Annotated in this window: 23 protein-coding genes; 3 read left to right on the top strand and 20 right to left on the bottom strand. The window is 69.5% G+C overall.

The features are described 5' to 3' along the window. Positions 1 to 224: 224 nt before the first annotated feature. Complete coding sequence (locus tag JL100_RS00115; RefSeq protein WP_202680998.1) at positions 225 to 881, bottom strand: hypothetical protein; 657 nt, start codon at positions 879 to 881, stop codon at positions 225 to 227. Between the two features lie 217 nt (positions 882 to 1,098). Between JL100_RS00115 and JL100_RS00110 the strand changes: the two genes are divergently transcribed. After that, on the top strand, positions 1,099 to 1,257 hold the full coding sequence (locus tag JL100_RS00110; protein ID WP_202680997.1) for a hypothetical protein: 159 nt from the start codon (positions 1,099 to 1,101) through the stop codon (positions 1,255 to 1,257). A gap of 93 nt (positions 1,258 to 1,350) precedes the next feature. On the opposite strand, the gene JL100_RS00105 is transcribed toward JL100_RS00110, so the two are convergent. The 4 genes from JL100_RS00105 to JL100_RS00090 form a co-directional block, all read right to left on the bottom strand. Beyond that, positions 1,351 to 2,010, bottom strand: coding sequence for a class I SAM-dependent methyltransferase (locus JL100_RS00105; protein ID WP_202680996.1), 660 nt, complete (start codon positions 2,008 to 2,010; stop codon positions 1,351 to 1,353). Positions 2,011 to 2,052: 42 nt separating this feature from the next. Beyond that, complete coding sequence (locus JL100_RS00100) at positions 2,053 to 2,979, bottom strand: alpha/beta fold hydrolase (RefSeq protein WP_202680995.1); 927 nt, start codon at positions 2,977 to 2,979, stop codon at positions 2,053 to 2,055. A gap of 110 nt (positions 2,980 to 3,089) precedes the next feature. Continuing rightward, a complete protein-coding gene (locus JL100_RS00095) occupies positions 3,090 to 3,260 on the bottom strand; it encodes a hypothetical protein (RefSeq protein ID WP_202680994.1) in 171 nt (56 codons plus the stop codon). Positions 3,261 to 3,405: 145 nt separating this feature from the next. Continuing rightward, entirely contained in the window at positions 3,406 to 3,690 is a 285-nt protein-coding gene (locus JL100_RS00090; protein WP_407696932.1) for a 2Fe-2S iron-sulfur cluster-binding protein, read from the bottom strand. A 271-nt stretch (positions 3,691 to 3,961) separates the two neighbouring features. On the opposite strand from JL100_RS00090, the gene selA reads away from it, so the two are divergent. Both selA and selB read left to right on the top strand, forming a co-directional pair. After that, positions 3,962 to 5,407 (top strand): L-seryl-tRNA(Sec) selenium transferase, encoded by a 1,446-nt coding sequence (selA, locus tag JL100_RS00085; RefSeq protein WP_202680992.1) that lies wholly within the window; start codon positions 3,962 to 3,964, stop codon positions 5,405 to 5,407. Further along, a complete protein-coding gene (selB, locus tag JL100_RS00080; RefSeq protein WP_202680991.1) occupies positions 5,404 to 7,305 on the top strand; it encodes a selenocysteine-specific translation elongation factor in 1,902 nt (633 codons plus the stop codon). The genes selA and selB overlap by 4 nt, the downstream gene beginning before the upstream one ends. A 149-nt stretch (positions 7,306 to 7,454) precedes the next feature. Here the strand turns inward: selB and JL100_RS00075 are convergent, their stop codons facing one another. From JL100_RS00075 to dnaA, 15 genes are all read right to left on the bottom strand, one after another. Further along, positions 7,455 to 8,666 (bottom strand): ABC transporter substrate-binding protein, encoded by a 1,212-nt coding sequence (locus JL100_RS00075; RefSeq protein WP_202680990.1) that lies wholly within the window; start codon positions 8,664 to 8,666, stop codon positions 7,455 to 7,457. A gap of 37 nt (positions 8,667 to 8,703) precedes the next feature. Beyond that, positions 8,704 to 9,537, bottom strand: a complete 834-nt coding sequence (locus JL100_RS00070; RefSeq protein ID WP_202680989.1) for an SDR family oxidoreductase — start codon at positions 9,535 to 9,537, stop codon at positions 8,704 to 8,706. Between the two features lie 67 nt (positions 9,538 to 9,604). Then, positions 9,605 to 10,414, bottom strand: coding sequence for an enoyl-CoA hydratase/isomerase family protein (locus tag JL100_RS00065; RefSeq protein ID WP_202680988.1), 810 nt, complete (start codon positions 10,412 to 10,414; stop codon positions 9,605 to 9,607). Positions 10,415 to 10,639: 225 nt separating this feature from the next. Continuing rightward, positions 10,640 to 11,446: a terminase small subunit gene (locus JL100_RS00060; protein ID WP_202680987.1), complete on the bottom strand. Its 807-nt coding sequence runs from the start codon at positions 11,444 to 11,446 to the stop codon at positions 10,640 to 10,642. Positions 11,447 to 11,593: 147 nt separating this feature from the next. Then, positions 11,594 to 12,736, bottom strand: coding sequence for a site-2 protease family protein (locus JL100_RS00055; RefSeq protein WP_202680986.1), 1,143 nt, complete (start codon positions 12,734 to 12,736; stop codon positions 11,594 to 11,596). 248 nt (positions 12,737 to 12,984) lie between these two features. Next, positions 12,985 to 13,377 (bottom strand): hypothetical protein, encoded by a 393-nt coding sequence (locus tag JL100_RS00050; RefSeq protein WP_202680985.1) that lies wholly within the window; start codon positions 13,375 to 13,377, stop codon positions 12,985 to 12,987. A gap of 74 nt (positions 13,378 to 13,451) precedes the next feature. Further along, positions 13,452 to 13,613: a hypothetical protein gene (locus JL100_RS00045; protein WP_202680984.1), complete on the bottom strand. Its 162-nt coding sequence runs from the start codon at positions 13,611 to 13,613 to the stop codon at positions 13,452 to 13,454. Between the two features lie 272 nt (positions 13,614 to 13,885). Further along, on the bottom strand, positions 13,886 to 16,264 hold the full coding sequence (locus JL100_RS00040; protein WP_202680983.1) for a heavy metal translocating P-type ATPase: 2,379 nt from the start codon (positions 16,262 to 16,264) through the stop codon (positions 13,886 to 13,888). A gap of 70 nt (positions 16,265 to 16,334) precedes the next feature. Beyond that, entirely contained in the window at positions 16,335 to 16,805 is a 471-nt protein-coding gene (locus JL100_RS00035; RefSeq protein WP_202680982.1) for a DUF411 domain-containing protein, read from the bottom strand. Positions 16,806 to 16,928: 123 nt separating this feature from the next. Beyond that, positions 16,929 to 17,666, bottom strand: coding sequence for a Spy/CpxP family protein refolding chaperone (locus JL100_RS00030; protein ID WP_202680981.1), 738 nt, complete (start codon positions 17,664 to 17,666; stop codon positions 16,929 to 16,931). Positions 17,667 to 17,760: 94 nt separating this feature from the next. Further along, positions 17,761 to 18,132, bottom strand: a complete 372-nt coding sequence (locus tag JL100_RS00025; RefSeq protein WP_202680980.1) for a hypothetical protein — start codon at positions 18,130 to 18,132, stop codon at positions 17,761 to 17,763. Positions 18,133 to 18,377: 245 nt separating this feature from the next. Continuing rightward, positions 18,378 to 20,864, bottom strand: coding sequence for a DNA topoisomerase (ATP-hydrolyzing) subunit B (gyrB, locus tag JL100_RS00020; RefSeq protein ID WP_202680979.1), 2,487 nt, complete (start codon positions 20,862 to 20,864; stop codon positions 18,378 to 18,380). Positions 20,865 to 20,952: 88 nt separating this feature from the next. Then, complete coding sequence (gene recF / locus JL100_RS00015; protein WP_202681202.1) at positions 20,953 to 22,131, bottom strand: DNA replication/repair protein RecF; 1,179 nt, start codon at positions 22,129 to 22,131, stop codon at positions 20,953 to 20,955. A gap of 119 nt (positions 22,132 to 22,250) precedes the next feature. Next, a complete protein-coding gene (gene dnaN / locus JL100_RS00010; protein WP_202680978.1) occupies positions 22,251 to 23,381 on the bottom strand; it encodes a DNA polymerase III subunit beta in 1,131 nt (376 codons plus the stop codon). A gap of 212 nt (positions 23,382 to 23,593) precedes the next feature. Further along, positions 23,594 to 25,003, bottom strand: coding sequence for a chromosomal replication initiator protein DnaA (dnaA, locus tag JL100_RS00005; RefSeq protein WP_202680977.1), 1,410 nt, complete (start codon positions 25,001 to 25,003; stop codon positions 23,594 to 23,596).

Below are 25,003 nucleotides of genomic sequence, written 5' to 3'. Positions count from 1 at the left end.
TCGGTTCTCCGGCCAGAATCCAGAAGATAGGCCAATGGCCGATTGATTGGAGGGTGAGTAAAATCCATGAGTCCGCCGGCGATTACATGAGCTTGCCGTCGATACGGCACTTCACATGCTACCAAAATTAATCCGGTATTGCACCGGAATGTGGTAACGTCTTAACCGTTATCGAACCCCCGCTGCCCTCGAGCATGCGGGGGTTCTTGCTTTCGGGACCCCGTTCAGCGGTCCGGACCCGCCGGCTGGCTGCCGTGCAGTTCACCGCTTCCGGCCTCGGAACTCCGGCCACCGGATTTCTCCGCCCGCAGTTCCTCCGATCCGGGCGCCAGGGACCGGAATTCCGATGCATCCTCGCCCGGCTTCTTGACGTTCAGCCGGTCCTCCGAGATCTCGAGCACGCCTTCGGCCCCGGCGACCTCGTCGGCTCGGCTCCAACCGGGCTCGAGATAGGCGGTCCCCAGGGTCTCCAGCCCGCCGGGCTGATGACGGTCGATCACGGCGAGCGCCCGGTCATGGCCGGAGGCGGCGGTATCGACCACCACGATCGAGCCGCCGCGGCGCAACGCTTCCGCGGCGCGCTGCGCGACCTCGACCGGGATTCCCCGGTCGCGCAGGACCTGGATGAGTTCCCTGCCCCTGAGCTGTTCCGCCAAGGGGCCGATCACGACCAGCGGGCCGATGTCGGAGTCGTTCACGTCATGGCGTCCGGGACGGTCCGCAGGGACGTCCCCGGCGGTCGCGGTGCCGTGCCGGCCGGCGGCGTGGGGCGACAGGACATTGACCGCGCCGTCGCCGAAGCCTTCGGCGCCCAGCTCGTCCATCACGCGCAGGGCGGTCTCGAATCGGGTGTAGAGAGCGACCAGGTGCGCCTCTTCCATGGCATCGGCTCCTTCCAGTCAGGTCCGTTGGTAATCCTGGATCAACCGCCGCCGATGGCGACGGTTCCGGCGGAGGCGATCCGGCGGAAATCCGTCAATCTTGTGACAACAGGCCGCACAGCCCGGGGCATGGTTTGAACAGCCGCGCGCGGCCGCATCGTGTAGCTTTCGCACAAGCCCACATGCGCACCCCCTGCCCCGTAACGGAGATCCTGGAATGGACGTCTATCTGAAGCCCCTGGCCGCCGGCGTGCTCGCCCTGGTCGGCCTGCTGGTCATCATCGCCCTGTTCATCACCCACCCGACCTGGCTGGTGCCGACCATGGTGGCCGCCGCCGCGGTGAACATGGTGATCCTGCTGGTCGCGGCCCAGTAGTAACAGTAACGTGCGCGGCGGTTCCGGTCCGCCTGCCGGCCCGGCCAAGCGACCGGGTCGGCGGGAGGGCCTGAACCGCCGGGGCGTGAACGGTCAGGTCCCGACCGCCTGGAGCATCGCGCCGCCCGAGTTGTCGCTGTTCCGGCAGTGGACCATGGTGAACATGCCGAACGGCGGCAGCTTGGCGATCGTCACGATCTCGATCCCGGCATTGGACAGCAGCGGCGACATGGGCATGTCGGCGTGCCAGCCCAGCAGCTCGGCGAAGTTGGCGATCATGCGTTCGAACTTCAGCCGCAGGCCGGCCTTCTCCGCCGAGAAGTGGTTGACGATGTAGATGTCGCCGCCCGGCTTGCACACCCGCTTCAGCTCGTTCATCACGGCCTGCGGGTCCTCCACCACGGTCATCACATACATCGCGACGACCACGTCGAAGCTTTGGTCCTCGAACGTCATGTTCTGGGCGTCCATCTCGACCAGGCTCTCGACGTTCCGGATCCCCTTCTTGGCGACCCGCTCGCGCGCGATGTTCAGCATCTCCTCCGACGCGTCGATGCCGACGATCGTGTGGTCGGGATTGTAGTCCGGCAGGGACAGGCCGGTGCCGACCCCGACCTCGAGGATGCGGAGCTTCTTGCGCGCGTTGATCCGGTCGAGAGTCTGCTGGCGCCCCGCCTCGAAGCTCTTGCCAAAGACGAGGTCGTAGACGCCGGCATAACGGCGGTAGGCAGCGCGTACGGTATCTATGTGCATGTTCTTGTTCTGTCGTTGAGAAACCAGACGGGTTTTTCCGGCTCATCCTCCCGCAGGCGGAAATGTGCGAGCCGCAGATGTAACATCGGTCAGCACGTACCTTTCCGCAATGGCAAAAAGAGAGGTGATGATCTTGCGGTTATATTGAACGACCAGTGAAAAATGACCTTCGCCATCTTTGATACACAGTTGCGCGTGGGAAATCAGCCTTGCGTACACTTCGGCCGCCGCCACGGGTACCTGATTGTCCAAGTCGCCGTGCCAGATCACCGTCGGCACCGAGATGTCCTCCACCGTGAAATCCCAGGGCTGGGCGAAGATGCGCGCGTCGTCGAGGGCGCCCTGCGGGCCGTTCCGCAGCGCTTCCCGGAAGCTGTCCAGCACATGGATGCCGACCCGGCCGGCCAGGACGCGGCGGTCGGCATCCGGCAGCCGTCCGAACCGAAGCAGCGTCCGCAGCAGCGAGGCCGACCGAAGGCCGAGGACGAGGCGGCGCCCCAGGGCGGCGGCCAGCGCCGCCGAGCCGGGCAGCCGGTCGAGGATCATCAGCTGCGCCGCGGCGCCGCCGGCTTCCCATCCCATGTTCGGCGGCGCTATGCCGCAGATCAGCGCCAGTCCCGTGACACGGCCGCGGAGCAGCGCCGCGCAGGCGGCGGCATAGGGCGCCCCGCCCGAGACGCCGGCCACCGCGAAACGTTCGATCCCGAGGGCATCGGCGGCGGCGGCCACGTCGGCCGGCCAGTCCACCAGCCGGCGGCCCGGTTTGGGATCGGACAGGCCATAGCCCGGGCGGTCCAGCGCCACGAGCCGGATGCCCGAGATCTCGACCATGCCCGGTTCCAGCCGGCAGCTGGGGAAGCCGTGGCAATAGATGACGGGAGGTGCTTCGGGATCGCCATACTCGGCGTAGCCCAGCCGCCGGCCGTCCGGCAGATGGATGGTATCCTGCGTCAGGTTGGTTCGCTGCAATCCAGGGCCCCGGAACTCGGATGTTGAGGGTCGGTCACCATCCGTGAAGAACAGGCGACGGTCCAGGAATCGCGACGCGAGCGGCTGAAATTCGTGGCTAGAGTTCGCAATTAGAATTCTATGCCGAGCAGGGCGCTGACGCCGGCCGCGACCAGCACCCAGAGTATGGACATCACGACGATCCAGATCGCCAGGCTCAGCCTCGCGGACAGGGGGCGGGAGGCGGCGGCCGACGCCTGCGTGGGAGCGGCCCTCTCCAGCATCTTCGTAACCAATCCCATCCCAAAGCCCTCGGCTGGAGTATGGGAATATTTTATGCAATTTTGTTTATTCCGTTACGAAGATTAAGTGGATACCCCTTTCGGAATTGGGTGGGCCGGGAGAGAGGGCGACCCCGCCCGGGACGGGGGCCGCCTCTCTTCGACGTCAGTCGGCGCCGCCCGGCTCGCCGGTGAAGGTGATGACCATGTCCTCGTCCCGGGCGATGAACTGGCAGGCCAGCCGGAACGGCGGAGCCACATGGTTGACCTCGGCGTCCTCGATCTGGGCGGCGGTGATGCGTCCGAGCGACTGAAGGGTGGATTTCTCCTTCTCGGTCAGGTCGATCGCCATCTTCGGCTTGCCGGCCAGATACTTCACTTCGATCAGGCACGACCCGCAGTCGCCCTCGCGGCAATCATGGGGAATCCTGAGATCGTTCTTCTCCGCCAAGGACAGAACTGTCTTTGTATCACCGGCGGTCGCATAAACAGTGACATCGCGATGCAACGTCGGCGATGAAAACGTGATGATTGCCATGCCCTGTCTCCCACATGACTTGGAAAGACATCTCTGTCCGTCCCGTTCTATTTCAGGATCACGTTAGACCCGGCATGACTGGGCACAAGCGGCGAATTGACGCTGCGCAGCAGGACGCTTTCCGCCCGGGGTAGGACGTTTGGATGGGCTGGGTACCGGGACGCCAGCCTCCACATCCGAGATCATGCATGTCGCTCCGTCCCCCATCGCCCCAGCCACGCTCCGCGCACTGCCCCAGGTCCAGAAGCTGCTGGAGAGCGCCGAGGCCGCCGCCCTCATGGCGGAGTTCCCGCGCGCCCTGGTCGTCGAGGCGGTCCGCGGCGCGCTCGACGCGCTGCGCCGCGCCGTGCTGGACGGAGCCTTGTCCTTCGATACCTTCCCCGCGGCCGGCTTCTTCGACTCGGTCCGGGCGGCGCTGGAACCCTTGCGCCATGACCGGCTGCGCCGGGTGATCAATGGCACCGGCATCGTCATCCACACCAACCTGGGCCGCGCGCCCCTGGCGGAGCCGGCCGTGGCGGCCATCGCGGAGGTCGCCGCCGGCTATGCGAACCTTGAATTCGACCTGGAGAGCGGCGCCAGGGGATCGCGCTACGCGGCGGTCACCGGCCTGCTGTGCCGGCTGACCGGGGCGGAGGCGGCCCTGGTGGTCAACAACAATGCCGCCGCCGTGCTGCTGGCGCTGAGCGCCGTCGCCCAGGGGGGCGAGGCCCTGGTCTCCCGCTCCGAGTTGGTGGAGATCGGCGGTTCCTTCCGGGTACCCGACGTGATCCGCCAGGGGGGCGCCCGGCTGGTCGAGGTCGGCACCACCAACAAGACCCGGACATCCGACTACGAGGCGGCGATCACGCCGGAGACCCGGGTGATCCTGAAGGTCCACCAGAGCAATTACCGCATCGTCGGCTTCACCAGCGCGCCCGCCCTTGCCGATCTGGCGGACCTGGGCCGGCGGCGCGGGCTAGTCGTGATGGAGGATCTGGGAAGCGGCACCCTGTTCGACCTGCGCGCCATCGGGCTGCCCCACGAACCGACCGTGGGGGAAAGCGTCGCATTCGGCGTCGATCTGGTGATGTTCAGCGCGGACAAGTTGCTAGGGGGTCCGCAGGCTGGCATCATAGTAGGCCGTCGCGACCTGATTGTCCAGTTAAAGAAGCATCCGCTGCTGCGGGCGGTCCGGATCGACAAGCTGTCGCTGGCGGCCCTGGAGGCGACGCTGAGGCTGTACCTGGACCCTGCCCGGGTGGTGGCTTCTGTGCCGGTCCTGGCCATGCTGGCGGCGCCGCTGCCCCAGCTGGAGGAGCGGGCCGGCCGCTTGGCGGAACTGCTGGCCGGCATCGACGGACTGGAGGTCGCGGGGGCGGAGGGCAAGAGCTATTCCGGCGGCGGCTCCCTTCCGGAGACGGCGGTGCCGACCAGGCTGGTGACGATCCGGGCGGCGGGGCTGGGCACGGCGGAACTGGCGCGGCGGCTGAGGCTGCACCGGCCTGCGGTGGTCGGCAGGATCGCCGCGGACCGCTTTGTCCTGGATGTGCGGACGCTGGCGGATGCCGACCTGCCGGAGATCGCGGCGGCGATCCGGGGGGCGATCCGGGGGGCGATCCGGGAAACGGTCCGGGGAGCGGCGCCATGAGGAGCGCGCTGGTCGGCGTGATCGGCCATGTGGACCACGGCAAGACCTCCCTGGTCAAGGCGCTGACCGGGATCGACACCGACCGGCTGGAGGAGGAGAAGCGGCGCGGCATCTCCATCGCCCTGGGTTTCGCCCATCTGGCGGTGCCGGGCGGAGAGATCGGCCTGATCGACATGCCCGGCCACGAGCGCTTCGTCCGCACCATGATCTCCGGCGCCACCGGGATCGACGCGGTGCTCCTGGTGGTCGCGGCGAACGAGGGGATCAAGCCGCAGACCGTGGAGCATGTGGAGATCGCCGGACTGATCGGCGTGAAGCGGGGCATCGTCGCGGTCGCCAAGTGCGACCTGGTGGATACCGCACGGGCCGAAGCCGCCGGACGGGCCGCCTGCGAGCTGGCGCGGGCCGCCGGCATCGCGGAGGTCACGGCGGTCGGAACCTCCGCCGTGACCGGAGCGGGCCTGGACCGGTTGCGCGAGGCGCTGGGCACCCTGCCCCGCGAGTCCGCGACCGGGGCGGATGCCGGAGTCTTCTTCCTGCCGGCCGACCGGGTCTTCGCGGTGGCCGGTTTCGGGACGGTCGCGACGGGCACGCTCCGGCGCGGCGCGCTGCGGGTCGGCGACGCGGTGGAAATCCTGCCGGGCGGGCGGAGCGTGCGGGTCCGCGGCCTTCAGGTCCATGGCCGGGCGGTCGAGGCCGCCGGGGCCGGCCGGCGCACCGCCGTCAACCTGCGCGGGGTCGAGCGGTCCGACCTGGCGCGCGGGGATGCGCTGGCGACGCCGGGCCTGCTGGTGCCTTCCGCCTGGCTCGACGCGGAGTTACGGCTGCTGCCCTCCGCCGGCCGGGATCTTCGGAGCGGGACGGTGGTCCGGCTGCTGGTCGGCACGACGGAGACATCGGCGCGGGTGCGGCTGCTGGACCGGGACCGGCTGGAGCCGGGAGACAGCGCGGCGGTCCAGCTCCAGGCCGGCGAAGCGGTGGCGGTGCCGGCCGGCGAGCCCTTCATCATCCGGACGCCGTCGCCGCCGGCCACGGTCGGCGGCGGGCGGATCCTCGACCCGGCGTCCCGCCGGCGCCGGCGCCACGATGCCGCCACGCTGGACTTCCTGCGCGTGCTGGCATCCGGGCCGCCCGCCGCCGTGGTCGCGGCGCGGCTGCGGGCCGCCGGCGCCGACGGCTGCGCGGTCGCGGAGCTGTGCCGGCTGCTGGCGGTTTCACGTGAAATGCTGGGCGCCATCCTGCCCGCCGCGGGGGCGGAGCTTCTGGGCGAGGATGCCGCAATCCTGACGGAGGTACGGCGTGACCTGGAATGCCGCGTCCTGGCGCTGGTCGAGGAGCATCACCGCCGCCATCCGACGGAGCCGGGGCTGCCGCGGGAGCGGCTGGAAGGCACATCCACCACCATGGCCGCCACCATGGCCGCCGGGCTGGTCCGCCGGGGCGTCCTGGTCAACGACGGGGGGCGGCTGCGCCACCGGGACTTCGATCCGGCGGCGCTGCTGTCGGAGCGGGACCGGAGCGCCATCGAGGATGTCGAGGCGCCCTTCCGGGAGGGCGGGTTGACGCCGCCGGACATCGCCGCCGTGGTCGGGTCGGACAAGGCCCGGTTCCAGGCGGTCCGCTATCTGATCCGCACCGGGACGCTGGTCCGGACCACCGACCGGGTGCAGAAGCGCGACATCCTGTTCCACCGCGACGCGGTCGCCAAGGCGAAGCGGATCATGGGGATCCACCTTGCCGACCGGGCCGGCGGCTTTTTAGTCGCCGACCTGGGCCGGCTGCTCGGCATCTCGCGGAAATTCAGCATCCCGCTGCTGGAACACCTGGACGCCGACGGCTTCACGCGGCGCCAGGACGACCGCCGCGTGATCGCCGGGACGGGGGAACGGCGGTCCTGAGCGGGAGATAGACAGGTCATCGGAGGCAGGTCGCCGTAGGTCGGCCTCGGCCGAAGGCCGACGCCGACGCCACTGCCGGAGCGTCGGCGAGGGGTGTCGGCGTTCGCCCTGACGGGCGAAGGCCGACCTACAGGTTTTAGGGCTTCAGGTCAGAACCGGCACTGGGTTTCCGGCCGGTCGTCGCCCAGGCTGTCCAGCTCCGTCACCTGGTGCAGGAAGCCTTCCTGCGGGGAGACGGAAACCAGCATGCGCGGGTTGACCAGCAGGATCGGCTGGCGCATCTGGCCGTCCCAGGGGCGGAAGCTGAGCGGCTGGCCCTTGAAGCCGCCCAGCGCGAAGTCGGGGCTGCGGATGAAGCCCTCGATCGTCTTGGGATCGGCCGAGTTGGTCCGGGTCGCGGCCTCGCCGATGGTGCGGACCGCCAGCCAGGCGGTGTGGTCGCGCTCGGTCATGCTGCGGCCGGCCTGACGTTCGAACCGGCGCTGGAGCTGGGTGGCGCCCCAGTTCTCCGTCACCCTGGACCAGGCGGTGGGCACCAGCCCCTGGGTCCCGGCGACCGGGCGCGGGCGGGCGGTGCGGTGAACCAGATATTCGCCGAACTGGTCCCCCTCGTCGGCGACGATCAGGATGTCGTAGTCGTCCACCTGGGTGAACCCCTGGATCGCGTCGCGCTCGTTGACGGCGCCGCTGTCGGTGCGGCGGTTGCCGGTTTCGAAGGTCCAGGGCTTGTCCACCACGATGCGGGTGTTATAGCGCTTGGCGGTCCTGCGGATCGCCTCGGCCAGCTTCTTGTCGCCCTCGCCCGGCCCCTCGACCAGGAACCAGCGGGTCCAGCGCTTGAACACCAGGTACTGGCCGAGGGCGTCGGCCAGCATGGCCCGGCTGGGGATGGTGTGCAGGACGTTGGCCCGGCACTGGTCGCGGCGCAGGCTGTCGTCCCGCGCCCGGGCGTTGAGGATCAGGGCGCCGCCGGCTTCCGGCAGGTCGGCTATGGCGAGCAGGGCCTGGGCCGGCAGGTCGGAGACGATCAGCCGGACGCCGCGCCCCAGCATCTCGCGCGCGGCGGCGGCGGGGTCGCCGTCCTCCGGCACGATCACCTCGTCCAGCTTGAACTCCTGGCCGAGCAGCCGCCCGGTCGTGGCGTTGTCCTTCAGTCCGAGCTGGGCGCCCTGGATGCCCTCGTCCTCCAGGATCGGCTCGACGAAGGACAGCGGCTCGCGCGGCGGTTCCTGGCGACCGAGATAGCCGATGGTCACCTCGACGGCCTGGGCCGGCATGGCGGCGGTGATGATCGCGGCGGCGATGGCGGTACCGGCGGCGGCCGCGACGCAGGCGGCCCGGATGGTCTTGAATGGTTTCATTCGTTTCTTCCTCCCTGTCGTCCTATTTGTTCCCGGATCAGTCCAGGAAAAGGTCGGACATCAGGGGTTTCGACGGATCGACGGCATAGGGGGTGAAGTCGGTGACACCCTCCCCGCCCAGCACCTCGTCGTCGATGAAGAAGTTGCCGGTGCAGCCCCGGCTGTCGCGGCACAGGATCGCATGGGCCGCGTCGGCGACGATCTCCGGCTTGCGGCCGGTGCCCGGATCGACGCCGGGGATCATGGCGAGGGCCGCGGTCGCGATCAGGGTGCGCGGCCACAGGGCATTGACGGCGATGCCGGCGTCGCGGAACTCGGCGCTCATGCCCAGGACGCACATGCTCATGCCGTACTTCGCCATGGTGTAGGCCGTGTGGTCCTTGAACCACTTGGGATTCATCGCGAGCGGCGGCGACAGCATCAGGACATGGGGGTTGGCGGCCTCGCGGAGATGCGGGATGCAGGCCTGCGACGTGGCGAAAGTGCCGCGCGCATTGACGCCCATCATCAGGTCGAAGCGCTTCATCGGCGTTTCCAGGGTGCCGGTCAGGCTGATGGCGCTGGCATTGTTGACCAGGATATCGATCCCGCCGAACGTCTCGACCGCGCGGGCGACCCCGGCGGCGATCTGGGCCTCGTCGCGGATATCGACCTGGACGGCCAGCGCCCGGCCGCCGGCGGCCTCGATCTCCTCCGCCGCGCTGTGGATGGTGCCGGGAAGCTTGGGGTGGGCCTCGGTCGTCTTGGCGGCGATGACGATGTTGGCGCCGTCGCGCGCCGCGCGCAGGGCTATGGCCTTGCCGATGCCGCGGCTGGCGCCGGTGATGAACAGGGTCTTGCCCGATAGGGTGCCGGTGCCGGCGGGAGCCATGGTCGTTTCCTCCGAAATCGCGGGTCAGGATCGCGGGACAGAATCGCGGTGCGACTGGTTCTTGTGATTATTTGCCGGTGAAAGAGGGCTTGCGCTTCTCCAGGAAGGCGGTGACGCCCTCCGCGAAGTCGGAGGTCGCGGCGCTGGCGGCGAACCGCTCGGCCTCGGCCTGGAGCTGGGTTTCCAGGGTCGTGTTGAGCGACGCGTTGAGCAGTTGCTTGGTCCGCCCATAGGCCGCGGTCGGTCCGGCCGCGAGCCGGTTGGCGAGCTTGGCGGTCTCGTCCTCCAGGTTGGCGGAGGTGACGGCGCGGTTGATCAGGCCAAGGCTTTCGGCGTCGGTGGCGCTGAACCGGTCGCCCAGCAGCGCGATCTCCATCGCCTTCTTCATGCCGACTGCGCGGGCCAGGTGGAAGGTCGAACCGCCGTCCGGGCTGACGCCGATATGGCAGTAGGCCAGCGTGAAGACGGCGTCGTCGGCGGCGATGGCGAGGTCGCAGGCCAGCACGAGGCTGACGCCGAAGCCGGCGGCGGCGCCGCGCACGCTGGCGACGACCGGCTTGGGCATGCGCCGCAGGATGACGATGGATTCGTGGACCTGATGGATCAGGCGCTCGAAATAGCTGCGCCGGGCGCCGTTCGGCTCGGCCAGCAGGGCCGAGAACATCTTGATGTCGCCGCCGGCCATGAAATTGTCGCCGGCGCCGCGGATCACCACCGCGCGGATCGCGTCGTCCTCCTCGCAGCGCGACAACCCGGCCGACAGCCCTTCGGCAAGCTTGGTGTCGAGGGCGTTGAGCGCGCCCGGCCGGTTGAGCGTCAGCGTCGCGACGCCCCCCGCGATATCGAGCAGCACCCGATCGTTGATGTCGGTGGTCAAGGCATGTCCCTTCCTGGCGGCCTGTCCATGGCATGCCCCGCGCCGCGCCGCCACGGCCGGGAGCTTGTCATCCTTGCCGTCCGGATCGGCGGTTCATGTCGGCGAATGCCGCCGATCCGGACGGCATGACAAGGTACCCGCTGAAGGGATGCCGCTCAACAGGGGCGCGGTCCGGGCCGTTCGAGGGCGGCGCCGTTCCGGGGCGGAGAATGTCATGATTCGTCATCATCGGCCCCGGGCCGGGGAGGCCGGAGCCCGGGAAGCCGGGGCTGGGGCCGGGGACGCCTGGGCCGGGGCGGAAGCCGAAGCCGAAGCCGGGGAGGCCGGGGCCGGTTCGCGCAGCCGAAGGCGATCCTCGGGCCACCGGTCGGCCGGCAGCAGCCGGTATTCCGCGTCGAAGAACGCTTCGGGCTCCGCACCGTCCCGGACGCGCGGGATCAATTGGGGATGGTGCCTCACGATCAGGTCCCGGCAAAGGGACCGCCGCTCCGCCTTCGCCTCGCGGGCCTTGCTCTCCTCCTTCTTCGGGTCCGGGGGGACGGGGGCGGCCTCGACCGGAGGGATGGATTCCGGCGGCATCGGCGGGTCGAACAGGATGTTGCTGAAATTATCGACGTCGCCGGGGGGGCCGTCGGATTCCTCGTTGGAGGCGGGGGCGTCGCCATCCCCGGCACGGGCGGCGGACCCGCGCGCCGCCGGCTTGGCGACGGCGAGGCCGCGGAACCGGGCGATCTGATCCACGGCGCGCAGGGCCGCGGAGTGGCGGTGGCGATCCACCGCGTCGAGCATCACGCGCTTGAGGATGCCGACAAGCTCGTCGGTCTCCTCCCGCTGGCGGCGGTCCTCCTCGGCGGCGAGCTGGGCCACCCGGGCGGCGACCTCCCCCTCCTTCATCAGGCGCGAGCCGGTCTGGCGCGCGCTGTCATGGGCGTAGCCGGAGAGCCGCGCCGCCTCCGCCAGGCTGCGGCCGGCCGCGACGTGGCGGGCGAAGGCTTCACGGCGGTGGGGGAGCTTGGGGATGACTTCGGGCATGGCGCGGCTCTCCGGACGGGGTAGGTTTTAGGTGTTTTATCCTTTTTTGTTCAGGAATTCAATCTTAGTATCGGCAGGCATGATCCTTGGGAGGGTGCGCGTCCCGCGCACCTTGGGCGGCGGGACGCCGCCCCTCCGCAAGCCTTTTCACCGGCCGGGGAGCGGTGCCGATGCCTGCGGAGCGCGGGGGCCGCCCTTGGGCCGCGCGGACTCGATCATCATCATCTCGCCGACATTCTCAGGGGTGATCAGACCGACCAGACGGCCGGCGCCGTCGTTGATGCCGACGGCGGGGAGACGGTTTTCCTGCATCAGGCGCAGGGCCTCCTCCAGGTTCTGGCGCTGGCCGATCACCGGGATGTCGGTGCGCATCACCTCCAGCACGGGGGTGTCGGGGCCGCGGTCCCGCAACGCGCGGATCATGTCGTCGCGGGTCAGCACCCCGCGCAGGCGGCCGGAGCCGTCCACGACGGGGAACTCGTGCTGGGTGGTGTGGATCAGGCACTGCACGGCGTCCTCGACGACGCTGCCGGGGGACAGGCTTTCGAACCGGGTGATCATGGCGTCGCCGGCCATGACCCCGCGCGAGACCTCGCGGATCTGCACGGCATGGGCTTCCGACGAGGCGGCGAGATAGACGAACAGCGCGATGAACAGCAGCAGGGGATTGCCGAACAGGCCCAGCAGGCCGAACACGAAGGCGACGCCCTGCCCGATCGTGGCGGCCACCGCGGTGCCGCGCCCATAGCCCATGCGCTGGGCCAGGAAGGCCCGCAGGACCCGGCCGCCGTCCATGGGGAACGCGGGGATCAGATTGAACAGCACCAGGAAAACGTTAACCCAGGCGAGCCGGGCCAGCATGCTGACGCCGGGGTTCTGTACCTCCGACCCGTCGGCAGGCAGGCCGACCGACAGCGGGAACCCGCCGGCCAGGAGCGCCACGTAGAGGGCGGCGGCGATCACGACGTTGACGGCCGGCCCGGCCAGCGCGATCACCAGTTCCTGGGACGGCTTCTCGGGGATGCGCTCCAGCCGCGCCACGCCGCCGATCGGCAGCAGGGTGATGTCCGGTGTCTGTACCCCGTAGCGCCGGGCCGCGAAGACGTGCCCGAACTCGTGCAGCAGCACGCAGGCGAACAGCAGCACGATGAAGACGATTCCTTCCAGCGCCGCCGGCCCGCCGCCCTGGGCGTAGTGCATCGCGCCGATCCAGACGAGGAAAAGCAGGAAGGTGACGTGGATCCGGATGACCGTGCCCTTGACGGTCCCGATGGGGATTGACCAGCTCATGGCAGCCCTCGCGTTCGATGCGTTCTTCGATGCCCGGTCCGTTGCTCGACGGGTTCAGCGGAAGGAACAGGCCGGTGCGGGATTCGGTACCGTGATCTTGCAGGGTGCGGCGGAAGGGCGCGGGTGATGGGTGCGGGAGCGTCAGCGGGGCGGCTTGGCGTCGGAACGGTCGGCCTCGATATCCGCAAGAGCGGGATGGGATAACCGGCATCGCGGAAAGAGTGGCCAGTCGAGGGCCGGGACAGGCTTCACGTCCGAGATTTCCTGCCTCGACCGCCGGCAGGGAATGAAGCGGGTCCGGCCTGAAGAACCTTGTGAAGATTCCGTTCGGCTCTGCCGATAAGGTCGGCGCGGAACTTCTTGCCCTCCGGTTTGTCGTGCAGGTGAATATGTGAATTCACTTCGATGATGAGCACGGCATCGTCGTACTGGATCAAATACACCAGTGCATTCGATGGGCCATCCAGATGCAGGTGCATCACCTTGCCCTTGACGAGCATGTCGTCACCCCGGCGATCCATGCTGGGGCGGTAGAAGCGATCGGGAACGGCAACCCCTGACTCGATCAGGTCGATCAGCAGTTCCAGATCGGCTTGCTGGCGTGAGGAAAGCGATACCTTGACATCGAGATGATCGCCCACGATTCCGACGATCTTCGGTTTCGCTTCGATATACCGAAGGGAGAGTCGGGTGGGCCGCGAAATTTCAGCTGAACTCAGGAACGCGGCATCTTGCCGAAGAGGCGTTCGCGCCGCTCCTCCTTGGACATGCCTGTCAGCCAAGTGACGTTGGCGCCGCCGCGCTCCGCCCTGGCGGCGGCATCGAGGATGCGCCGCGCCCTGGCGACGCCGGCTTCGTCAATGATCCGCTCAACCACTTGTGCAACCACGTCACCATGGCGCCTGGGAATCACGACAGGAGGCGCAACCGCACCCCCGTACGATCGAAGCACGTTGTCGAGGCCCATGAGGGGTAGCGCAAAGCGGTTCCGGTGGTCTCGCATCGCATGTCACATATTTTGGCAGAATTCACAGTAGGGTAGCCGAGCCAGGAATTGCAAGCGCCGCATGAGGGACGCCTTGGCCGTGAAGCAGGCATCTCCGGACGGCAGCCGCGCGGGGGCGGACCATCGTTCCTGAGGATCGTCCTTCACAGGCGGAGCGTCCTGAGGCGCAGGGCGTTGCCGATCACGCTGACGGAGCTGAGCGCCATCGCGGCGGCGGCGATGATCGGGCTGAGGGTCCAGCCGAACAGCGGATAGAACAGGCCGGCGGCGACGGGGACACCCAGCGCGTTGTAGACGAAGGCCAGGACGAGGTTCTGGCGGATGTTGGACATGGTGGCCCGGCTGAGCGTCCGAGCCCGGGCGATACCCGCCAGATCGCCCTTCACCAGGGTCACGCCGGCGCTCTGGATGGCGACGTCGGTCCCGGTGCCCATGGCGATCCCCACATCGGCCTCCGCCAGGGCCGGGGCGTCGTTGACGCCGTCGCCCGCCATGGCGACCACGCGGCCTTGGGCCTTGAGGCGTTTCACGACCTGGTTCTTGTCCTGGGGCAGGACCTCCGCCTCGATGTCGGAGATGCCGAGGGTCCGGGCCACGGCTTCGGCGGTGGTCCGGTTGTCGCCGGTCAGCATGACGATGCGGATGCCGTCCTCGCGCAGCCTGGCGAGCGCCTCGGGCGTGCTGGCCTTGACGGGATCGGCGACGGCGATCACGCCGCCGGGCCTGCCGTCGATCGACGCGAACAGCGCCGTTGCGCCGTCCCGCCGCAGCGCGTCGGCGCGGCTTTCCAGGTCGCCCAGGGCGATGCCCTGGTCCCGCATCATCGCGGCGTTGCCCAGCGAGACGTTCCGCCCGCCGACATTTCCGGAAACGCCCTTGCCGGTCACCGACCCGAAGCCGGTCACGTCGGGGGATTCCAGGCCCCTGTCCCGGGCGGCGGAGACGATGGCCGCCGCCAGCGGATGCTCGCTCGACCGCTCCAGTCCCGCGGCCAGCGACAGGACGGAAGTTTCGTCGAAGCCGGGCGCAGGGACCACGGCGACGACGCGGGGCCGGCCCTCGGTCAGGGTGCCGGTCTTGTCCACGACCAGCGTGTCCACCTTCTCGAAGCGCTCCAGCGCCTCCGCGTTCTTGATCAGCACGCCCGCGGTCGCCCCCTTGCCGACGCCGACCATGATGGACATCGGCGTCGCCAGCCCCAGGGCGCAGGGGCACGCGATGATGAGGACCGAGACGGCGGCGATGAGGGCATAGGCGAAGGCGGGGGACGGCCCCAAGGCCATCCAGGCGGCGAAGGCCAGCACGGCCACGACGATGACGGAGGGCACGAACCAGGCGGACACGATGTCTGCGAGCCGCTGGATGGGGGCCCGGCTGCGCTGGGCCTCCGCGACCATGGCGACGATGCGCGACAGCATCGTGTCGGAGCCGACCCCGTCCGCCCGCACGACCAGCGCGCCGGTCTGGTTGAGGGTGCCGCCGATGACCTTGGTCCCGGGCGCCTTCTCCACGGGCATGGACTCGCCGGTCACCATGGACTCGTCCACGGCGCCGCGCCCGTCGAGCACCGTGCCGTCCACGGGAACGCTCTCGCCGGGCCTGACCCGCAGGCGGTCGCCGACCTGCACGCGGTCGAGCGGGACCTCCTCGTCCTCGCCGCCGTCGCGGATGCGCCGGGCGGTCTTGGGCGCCAGGTTCAACAGGGCCTTGATGGCGCCGCCGGTCCGTTCCCGCGCGCGGAGTTCCAGGACCTGCCCCAGCAGCACCAGGACGGTGATGACGGCCGCCGCCTCGTAATAGACCGCGACCAGTCCCTCCGCGTTGCGGAACCCGGCCGGGAAGAGGCCCGGCAGGAACGTGGCGACGAGGCTGAACAGGTAGGCGGCGCCCACGCCGAGCGCGATCAGCGAGAACATGTTGAGGCGGCGGGTGGCGAAGGAGCGCCAGCCGCGCTCCAGCAGCGGCCATCCCGCCCACAGGACGACCGGCGTGGCCAGCAGGAACTGGATCCAGAGGGAGACGCGGGGCGGCAGGATGCCATGGAGCCCCATGCCGGGGATGTGCGCCGCCATTTCCAGGATGAACAGGGGGACGGTCAGGATGGCGCCGATCCGGAAACGCCGGGTCATGTCGGCGAGTTCGGGGTTGGGCCCGTCCTCGGCCCCGCCGCCGACCGGCTCCAGCGCCATGCCGCAGATGGGACAGGTGCCCGGACCCTCCTGGCGGATCTCGGGGTGCATCGGGCAGGTGTAGATGACGCCCTGCCCGGCCGGCTCCGGCGGCTTGTCGGCGGGGTTCAGGTAGCGGTCGGGATCGGCGACGAACCTGTCATGGCAGGCGGCCGAGCAGAAATGCAGGGTCCGCCCGCCATGTTCGGCGCGGTGCCGGGACGTGGCCGGGTCCACGGTCATGCCGCAGACGGGGTCCTTCGCCGTCGGCTTGCCGTCGTCCGGATGGGGATGGCCGTGGTGGTGGCTGCCTTGGTGGCCGTGGTGGTTGCCTGCGGGATGCGGATCGGCCATGCCGGTCCTCCGTTTCCTCGTGCGTTATCACCGGCCCGCCGGGGGCCGCCGGGGGGCCGCCGGGCCGGGATCAGTGCCGCGCGTAGACCTTGGCGCCGCCGCCGGCGTCGAACAGGATCACGTCGTAGGGCTGGCCGGTCCCCATATCCATGCCGGGCGCGTCCGCCGGCATTCCGGGGGCGGACAGCCCCGTCGCCTTCGGCTTCTCCGCGAGCAGGCGCAGGACGTCCTTCGCGGGGACGTGGCCCTCGACCACGTAGCCGCCGACCTTGGCGGTGTGGCAGGAGCCCAGCGCGTCGGGGACGCCGCTGGCCGTCTTGACCGGCTGCACGTCCTCGATGTCGTGGACCTTCACGGTGAAGCCGGCGGCCTGCATGTGCTTCACCCAGCCGCCGCAGCAGCCGCAGCTGGGGGATTTCCAGACTTCCACCTCCTGGCCGGCGGCGGCCGGGTCGGCGTGGGCGGGCATGGCCGCGAAGGCGGCGGCGCCGATCGCGAGGGCGCCGGTCAGGGCGGCGAGCAGGGTCTTCCTGGTCTTCATGATGTCTCCTGGAGCGGGGCGCCCGTGCGCGGTGCGGGCGCCCCCGAGTGGTTCTGGCGGCCTGGTTTCAGGCGGATCGATTTCAGGCCGATCGATTTCAGGCGACTTGAGCCGCCGCCGTCATCACATCATGCCCATGGGGCCGGAAAGCAACCTCTCGGCCTTCTGCCGCTGGTCTTCCGACAAGGCGGAGAACAGCGGCCCGGCGGCGGCGTTCAGGGCGGTCATGGCCTCGGCGCGGGCGGTCATCATCCGGGCCCGCCGATCGAGACGCTCCTGCCAGTCCGAGGCGGCTGCGGCTTCCGCGCCCATCATCTGCCGATGCATGGCCCGGTGCGTCTCCGCGTTGCGGCGCATCGCGTCGGCGAAGGCGTTCCAGGCGTTCTGCTGCGCGTCGGTGATGCCGATCTCGGCCTTCAGGAAGGCGATGCGGCCCTCGGCATGCTCGAAGGGCATGCCCATGCCCTGGCCCATGTTTCCCATCATGCCCTGGCCCATTCCGCCCATCATGCCTTGGCCCATGCCCTGCATCATGGGCATGCCCGCGGAGGCGCCGCCCTGGCCGGAGCGCATCATCGGGCAATCCATCATCATGCCGCCCTGGCCGCCCATGGGCATTCCTTGCATGGGCATGCCTTGTTGGCCGCCCATGCCCCGCATCCCCATGCCGGCGCCCGGCTGCTGCATCGGAGCCGCATCGGGCTGCGCCTGCGCGGTCTGGCCGGCGGGATGGTGGGCCTGGTGGTCGTCCGCCCGGGATTGCATCGGGGCCTGCATCGGGGATTGCGGCTGGGCCTGGGCGAAGGCCGCCGAGGCCAGCAGCGCGAGAACGGGGAGCGTCATGCGGGTAAAGGTCTTCATCGTTTCCTCCATCGGAACCATGCCGCCGTCGTGAAGGGACGGCGGGCGAACGCGTGGTGCAGGCGACGCCGGGCAAGCCGGCGTTCCGGATCGGTCAGACGACCGGCCTGGGAGGATGAAGAACGGGAGCCGGATCTATGCCGTCCAGCAATGCGGCGGCCGGCGGCAGTTCCGAACCGGCGGGCGGGCCGACCAGGGGCAGGGAAAAGGATGCGGGAAGGCCGCCGGCCACCGTCATGCACTGGAAACCGATCCGGCATTTGAAGCCGGCGCCGGTCGTGCCGGCGCAGTCATCCCCGCCGGTTTCGGAAGGAAGGGCTCCGGCGGCGAGGTCGGCCGCATGCTCGCAGCCGTGCCGGAGGTGATCGGCGAACGCGGCGTCCGGCACGGGGGAAGCCCCGGGCAGTGCCAGCATCAGCAGGCACGCCACCAGGGTTCTCACGATCTTGCCGATGCCGCGTCGCATCCTTGAATGCCTCGCCAGTGTCGCCAGGAGTCGGACTTCCGGTTGCCTCGTTCCGAGTATACGCGGCCACTCCGCCGGGAAACTTGATCCGGATCAAGATCCGGTCAGGCAGTCTCCGGAGTTTGGCCGGTGTTCCCGGTGACCTTGGTCATCGTCACGGTCCCCCTGTGGTTGGATACGGACTCTGCAATCCGAATCCTGGAACCGGACTCCCAGGGATTGGTTCCCCCGCTCGGATACGCGCCCTACACGTCCAGGTTCGCGACCTTCAGCGCGTTGTCCTGGATGAACTCGCGCCTCGGCTCCACGATGTCGCCCATCAGGGTGCTGAAGACCTCCTCGGCCTCGTCGGCGTGGTTGACCTTGACCTGGAGCAGGGAGCGCTTGGTCGGGTCGAGGGTGGTTTCCCAGAGCTGCTCGGGGTTCATCTCGCCCAGGCCCTTGTAGCGCTGGATGGTCACGCCGTGGCGGCCCAGCTCCATGATCGCGTCGAGCAGGGCCAGGGGGCCGGTGATCGGGCGGAGTTCCTTGTCCTTGTGGGTCAGGCGGCCGATGGCGGCGTAGTTGGCCTTGAGCGAGGCGGCCATGGTGTTGAGGGTGCGGGCCTCGACGCTCTTCAGCAGGTCGCGGTCGAAAACGTGGCGGTGGGTCACGCCGCGCCGGGTGCGGGAGATCACCAGGGCGTCCTGGTTGGCGCTGCCCTGCCAGCCGCCGCCGGTCATGCCGTCGCTGTCGGACAGGGTGTTGAGGCGCGTCGCGATCTCCGTCGCCAGCGCGGCGGCGCGGTCCGGGTCGTTGAGGATCGCTAGGTCGTAGGCGCCCGCGATGGCCGCCTGCTCGACCACGCGCAGGCTGCCGGCCTTGCGGGTCACCGTCTCCAGCGGGCCGCGCGCGGCGCGGGCCTGCTCGACCAGGGCCTTCAGGCGCTCGCCGACGACCATGACGCCGTCGGACGACGGGCTGAAGATCACGTCGTCGATGCCCTCGTCGGTCAGGTAATCCTCCAGCGCCTTGTCGTCCTTCAGGTACCGCTCCCGCGCGTTGCCGCGCTTGATCCGGTAGAGCGGCGGCTGGGCGATGTACAGGTAGCCCTGCTCGATCACCTGGGGCATCTGGCGGTAGAAGAAGGTCAGCAGCAGCGTGCGGATGTGGGAGCCGTCCACATCGGCGTCGGTCATGATGATGATCTTGTGGTAGCGCGTCTTGGCGACGTCGAACTCCTCCCGGCCGATGCCGGTGCCCAGCGCCGCGATCAGCGTGCCGATCTCCGCCGAGCCGAGCATCTTGTCGAAGCGCGCCCGCTCCACGTTCAGGATCTTGCCGCGGAGCGGCAGGATCGCCTGGTACTGGCGCGAGCGGCCCTGCTTGGCCGAGCCGCCCGCCGAGTCGCCCTCGACGATGAACAGCTCGGACAGCGCGGGGTCGCGCTCCTGGCAGTCGGCCAGCTTGCCCGGCAGCGAGGTGATGTCCAGGACGCCCTTGCGCCGGGTCAGCTCGCGCGCCTTGCGGGCGGCCTCGCGGGCGGCGGCGGCCTCCACCACCTTGGCGGTGATGCGCTTGGCCTCGTTCGGGTGCTCCTCGAACCAGGTGGCGAGCGCCTCGGAGATCGCCGACTCGACCACGGGGCGGACCTCGGACGAGACCAGCTTGTCCTTGGTCTGGCTGGAGAACTTGGGGTCCGGCACCTTGACCGACAGCACGCAGGTCAGTCCCTCGCGCATGTCGTCGCCGGTCAGGGTGACCTTTTCCTTCTTGGCGATGCCGGATTCGGTGGCGTAGGCGTTGATCGTGCGGGTCAGCGCGGCGCGGAAGCCGGCCAGGTGGGTGCCGCCGTCACGCTGCGGGATGTTGTTGGTGAAGCACAGCATCGTCTCGTGATAGCTGTCGTTCCACTGGAGCGCCGCCTCCACCGTGATCTCGCCGCCCAGCTCGCTGGGGCGGACGGCGGACAAGGCGATCGCCGGCTTGTGCAGCGCCGCCTTGGACCGGTCCAGGTACTGGACGAAGGCTTCCAGCCCGCCCTCGTAATGCAGGTCGACCACCTTGGGCTCGACCCCGCGGGCGTCGGCGAGCTGGAGATAGACGCCGGAATTGAGGAAGGCCAGCTCGCGCAGCCGGTGCTCCAGCGTGCCGAAATCGAACTCCACCTTGGTGAAGGTGGACTTGGCCGGCAGGAACGTGACCTCGGTGCCGGTCAGCGGCTTGCCGTCCACCAGGGGGGCCTCGCCCGCGTCCCTCAGCGGCTCGACCCGGTCGCCGTGGCGGAAATCCATCTCCCAGATCCGGCCGGCGCGCCAGATGCGCAGCGTCAGCAGCTCGGACAGGGCGTTGACGACGGAGACGCCGACGCCGTGCAGGCCGCCGGACACCTTGTAGGAGTTCTGGTCGAACTTGCCGCCGGCGTGGAGCTGGGTCATGATGACCTCGGCCGCCGAAACCCCCTCCTCCTCGTGCATGTCCACGGGGATGCCGCGGCCGTTGTCGCGGACCGTGACCGATCCGTCGGCGTTGAGCACCACCTCCACCTTGTCGCAGTATCCCGCCAACGACTCGTCGATCGCGTTGTCCACCACCTCGTAGACCATGTGGTGGAGGCCCGAGCCGTCATCGGTGTCGCCGATATACATGCCAGGGCGCTTCCGCACCGCGTCCAGCCCCTTCAAGACCTTGATGGAGTGGGCGCCGTATTCCTGCGGTGCGGAGTCGGGTGTCTTGAAAGCTTCCTGTGCCATCGGTCGATACTATCAGAGTTTCGGGGTACATGCCGGGGGATTAATCCCCACGGCGGAGAATCGGGGGGCCGGGACGGCCGGCGGAGCGTCAGGCCGGATGGACATGGGCGTCCTCCACGCGGAAGAAGCTGGCCCGGTCGCCCAGCTCGGCGAAGATGCCGGCGTCGGTGCCGGTCAGCCAGGCCTGGGCGCCGAGATCCAGGATCTCGCCGAACAGGGCGCTGCGCCGGTCGGCGTCCAGGTGGGCCGCCACCTCGTCCAGCAGCATCAGGGGCGGCTGGCCGCGCTCCGCCGCCATCAGCCGGGCGTTGGCCAGGACGATGGCGATCAGCAGGGCCTTCTGCTCGCCGGTCGAGCAGAACTCGGCCGGCATGTCCTTGCCGCGGTGGCGGACCGCGAGGTCGCTGCGGTGGGGACCCGCGGTGCCGCCCTCCCCCGCGTTCCCGGAGCCATCGTGGCGGCGGGACTCGGAGAGCCGGCGGCGCAGCGCGTCCTCGGCCGCCAGGGCCGGCTGGTCGGCCAGCCAGTCCTCCACCGTGCCGGAGACCGCGAGGTCGGCGCGCGGGAACGGGCCGGTCGCCTGCTCGCAGGCCTGCTGGAGCCGCGCCACCATGTCGCGCCGGGCGGCGGCGACCGCGACGCCGGAGGTCGCCATCTCGTCCTCCAGCGCGGACAGCCAGGCGTCGTCGCCGCGCCCGTCGCGCAGCAGGCGCCCGCGCTCGCGCAGCGCGTGCTCGTAACGGCTGAGCCGCCCGGCATGGGCGGGGTCGAAGCCGAACACCAGACGGTCCAGGAAGCGGCGGCGGCCGCTCGACCCCTCGACGAACAGGCGGTCCATCTGGGGCGTCAGCCAGGTCAGCGCGACATGCTCAGCAAGGGCCACCTGGCCGCGCACGGGATGGCCGTCGATCCGGACGAGGCGGCGTTCCGACGCGCCGTCGGCGGCGCCGTCCCGGCCGGTGCCGATATCGACCGGGCCGAACGGCGTCTCGACCCGGGCCGCGACCGCCCAGCCGCTGCCGCCGGGCGCCCCGATCCGCTCCACGTCGGCCAGGCGGGCGCGGCGCAGGCCGCGGCCGGGCGACAGGAAGCTGACGGCTTCCAGCAGGTTGGTCTTGCCGGCGCCGTTCGGCCCCGTCAGCACGACCGGGCGCGCGTCGGCGTTGAGCCGCGCGCCGTCATAGCAGCGGAACTGGGTCAGGGTCAGGCGCGTGACCGCCAGCCTGGGGGCGGGCGCGTCGCGCAAGGCCATCGGGCCTGACGACATGGGGACTGGCGGCATCGGAACTGGCGGCATCGAAACTCCAGCCATACCCGCGGCGCCGCCCGGACCCGTATCCGTACCCGGCCACGCCGCGAGGGCCGCGCTTCCCGCGCGGCCGCGCGTCAAACGCGCATCGGCATCAGAACATACAGGGCCGAACTGTCGGCCACATCCCGGACGATCGTGGGCGACGCGGCGTCGGCCATGGTGAAGCGGGCGCCGTCACCCTCGATCTGCTGAGTGATGTCCAATAGATAGCGAGAGTTGAAGCCGATTTCGAGGGGGGAGCTGTCATAACTGACCTCCAGCTCCTCGGTGGCGCTGCCGGCCTCGGGGCTGGTCGCCGACAGGGTCAGGTTGCCCCGGTCGATGCTGAGCTTGACCGCCCGGCTCTTCTCGGTCGAGATCGTCGCGACCCGGTCCACGGCGCTGGCGAAGACCCGGCTGTCCACCTCCAGCACCTTGTCGTTGCCGGTCGGGATCACCCGCTCGTAGTCGGGGAAGGTGCCGTCGATCAGCTTGGAAGTCACCGTCACGGAGTCGAAGCCGAAGCGGACCTTGGTCTCGGACAGGCTGACCTCGATCCGGTCGGCTGCCTCGTCGATCAGCTTGCGGATCTCCAGCACGGTCTTGCGCGGCACGATCACGCCGGGAATGCCGGACGCCCCGTCGGGCAGCGGGATCTCGACCCGGGCCAGCCGGTGGCCGTCGGTCGCGACCGCGCGCAGCACCGGCATCTCCGCCTCGCCGGCGCGGGACTTGGTGGCGTGCAGGTAGATGCCGTTGAGGTAGTAGCGGGTCTCCTCCGTGGAGATCGCGAAGCGGGTGCGGTCCACCAGGTTCCGCAGGTCGGAGGCGGCGAGGGTGAAACGGTGGGCCATGTCGCCGCCGGACATCTGGGGGAAGTCCTCGACCGGCAGGCAGCCCAGCTTGAAGTTGGAGCGGCCCGACCGCAGCGTCAGCAGCCCGTTGTCACCGGAGCTGTCCAGCTCCACCTGGCTGCCGTCGGGCAGCTTGCGGACGATGTCGTACAGGGTGTGGGCCGGCGCCGTGGTCGATCCCGGCTGGGCGATGTCGGCGGGAACGGATTCGACGATTTCCAGGTCCATGTCGGTCGCGGTCAGGGCCAGTTCGCCGTTCTCGGCCTTCAGCATGACGTTGGACAGGATGGGAATGGTGTTCCGGCGTTCCACCACGCTTTGAACATGCCCGAGGGAGCGGAGGAGGGCGGCTCGTTCGATCGTGATTTTCATGCTGATCCGCTGGTCTCGAGGGGCTTTAGCCGGTTCCGACAGGTGTGGCCGCTGCCGCGCGCACCCCGCCGGGTGCCGCGAAACGGGCGCCGACTATAGCACACGCGTGCGAAAAGCTAACGATTTCCGAACGGAATTCTCGGGCCGGATGCGGCGCCCGGAAAGGGCGCCGGGGGCCGGAAGCGGCGCCCGGAAAGGGCGCCGGGGGCCGCTCAGCCCTCAAGCATGCGGCGCAGAAGCTCCACGTCCTCGGCGAAGCTCTGGTCGGAGGTCCTCAGCTCCTCCACCTTGCGGACGGCGTGCATCACGGTGGTGTGGTCGCGGCCGCCGAACTTGCGGCCGATCTCCGGCAGGGAGCGGGCGGTGAGCTGCTTGGCCAGGTACATGGCGACCTGCCGGGGCCGGGCGACGGCGCGGGCGCGCCGGGCCGAATGCATGTCGGCGAGGCGGATGTTGTAATGCTCCGCCACCTTCTTCTGGATCTCGTCGATGGTGACGCGGCGGTCGTTGGCCCGGAGCAGGTCGTGCAGGACCTCCTGGGTCGATTCCAGCGTGATCGCCCGGCCGACCAGCTCGGCGTGGGCGACGATGCGGTTCAGCGCCCCTTCCAGCTCGCGGACGTTGGAGGTGATCTTGTGGGCCAGGAACTCCAGGACCTTGGAGTTGATCTGGACGTTCATCGACTCGGCCTTGGCCTGGAGGATGCCGAGCCGCAGCTCGTAGGTGGTCGGGTGTATGTCGGCGACCAGCCCCCAGCCGAGGCGGGAGCGCAGGCGCTCCTCCATCCCCTCCAGGTCGGACGGCGACTTGTCGGCGGAGATCACGACCTGGCGGTTCTGGTCGACCAGGGCGTTGAAGGTGTGGAAGAACTCCTCCTGGGTGCTGTCCTTGCCGCTGATGAACTGTACGTCGTCGATCATCAGCACGTCGACCGACCGGAACTGCTCCTTGAAGGCCATGGTGTCCTTGAAGCGGAGCGCCCGGATGAACTGGTACATGAACTTCTCGGCCGACAGGTACAGCACCCGGCGGTTGGGGTCCTTCTTGCGGATCTGCCAGGCGATGGCGTGCATCAGGTGGGTCTTGCCGAGGCCGACCCCGCCATAGAGGAACAGCGGGTTGAAGGTGACGGTCGCGGCGTCGGTGACCCGCCGGGCGGCGGCGTGAGCCAGCTCGTTCGGCTTGCCGACGACGAAATTCTCGAAGGTGAAGCGCGGGTCCAGGTGGGCGAAATGCTCGTCCCGGCCGTCCAGCCCGAGCTGGGCACCGGAGGTCGGCCGCTCCTCCTCGACCTCGTCGGAGGGAATCGGGACGGACAGGTCGCTCCCCATGTCGTCGTTGGCGGAGGCGCCGACATCCAGCCGGCTGGGCGCCACGACGATGTCCACCGACTGGACCCGCGGATTCTCGCCGGACCACAGGGCGCGGATCCGGTCCGCGTAGTGGGTCAGCACCCAGTCGCGCATGAACCGGGTCGGCACGGTGATGCGAACCTCGCCGCCCTTCAGCTCGCTGACGATGAGCGGCTTCAGCCAGCTCCGGTAGGCCGTCTCACCGACCTCGTCCTTGAGCCGACCGCTCACCCGCGCCCATTGCTGATCCAACGAACCGCCTACCGACAT

The organism is Skermanella mucosa, assembly GCF_016765655.2.
Classification (GTDB): Bacteria; Pseudomonadota; Alphaproteobacteria; order Azospirillales; family Azospirillaceae; genus Skermanella; species Skermanella mucosa.
This window is presented reverse-complemented; position numbering and strand designations above follow the sequence as displayed.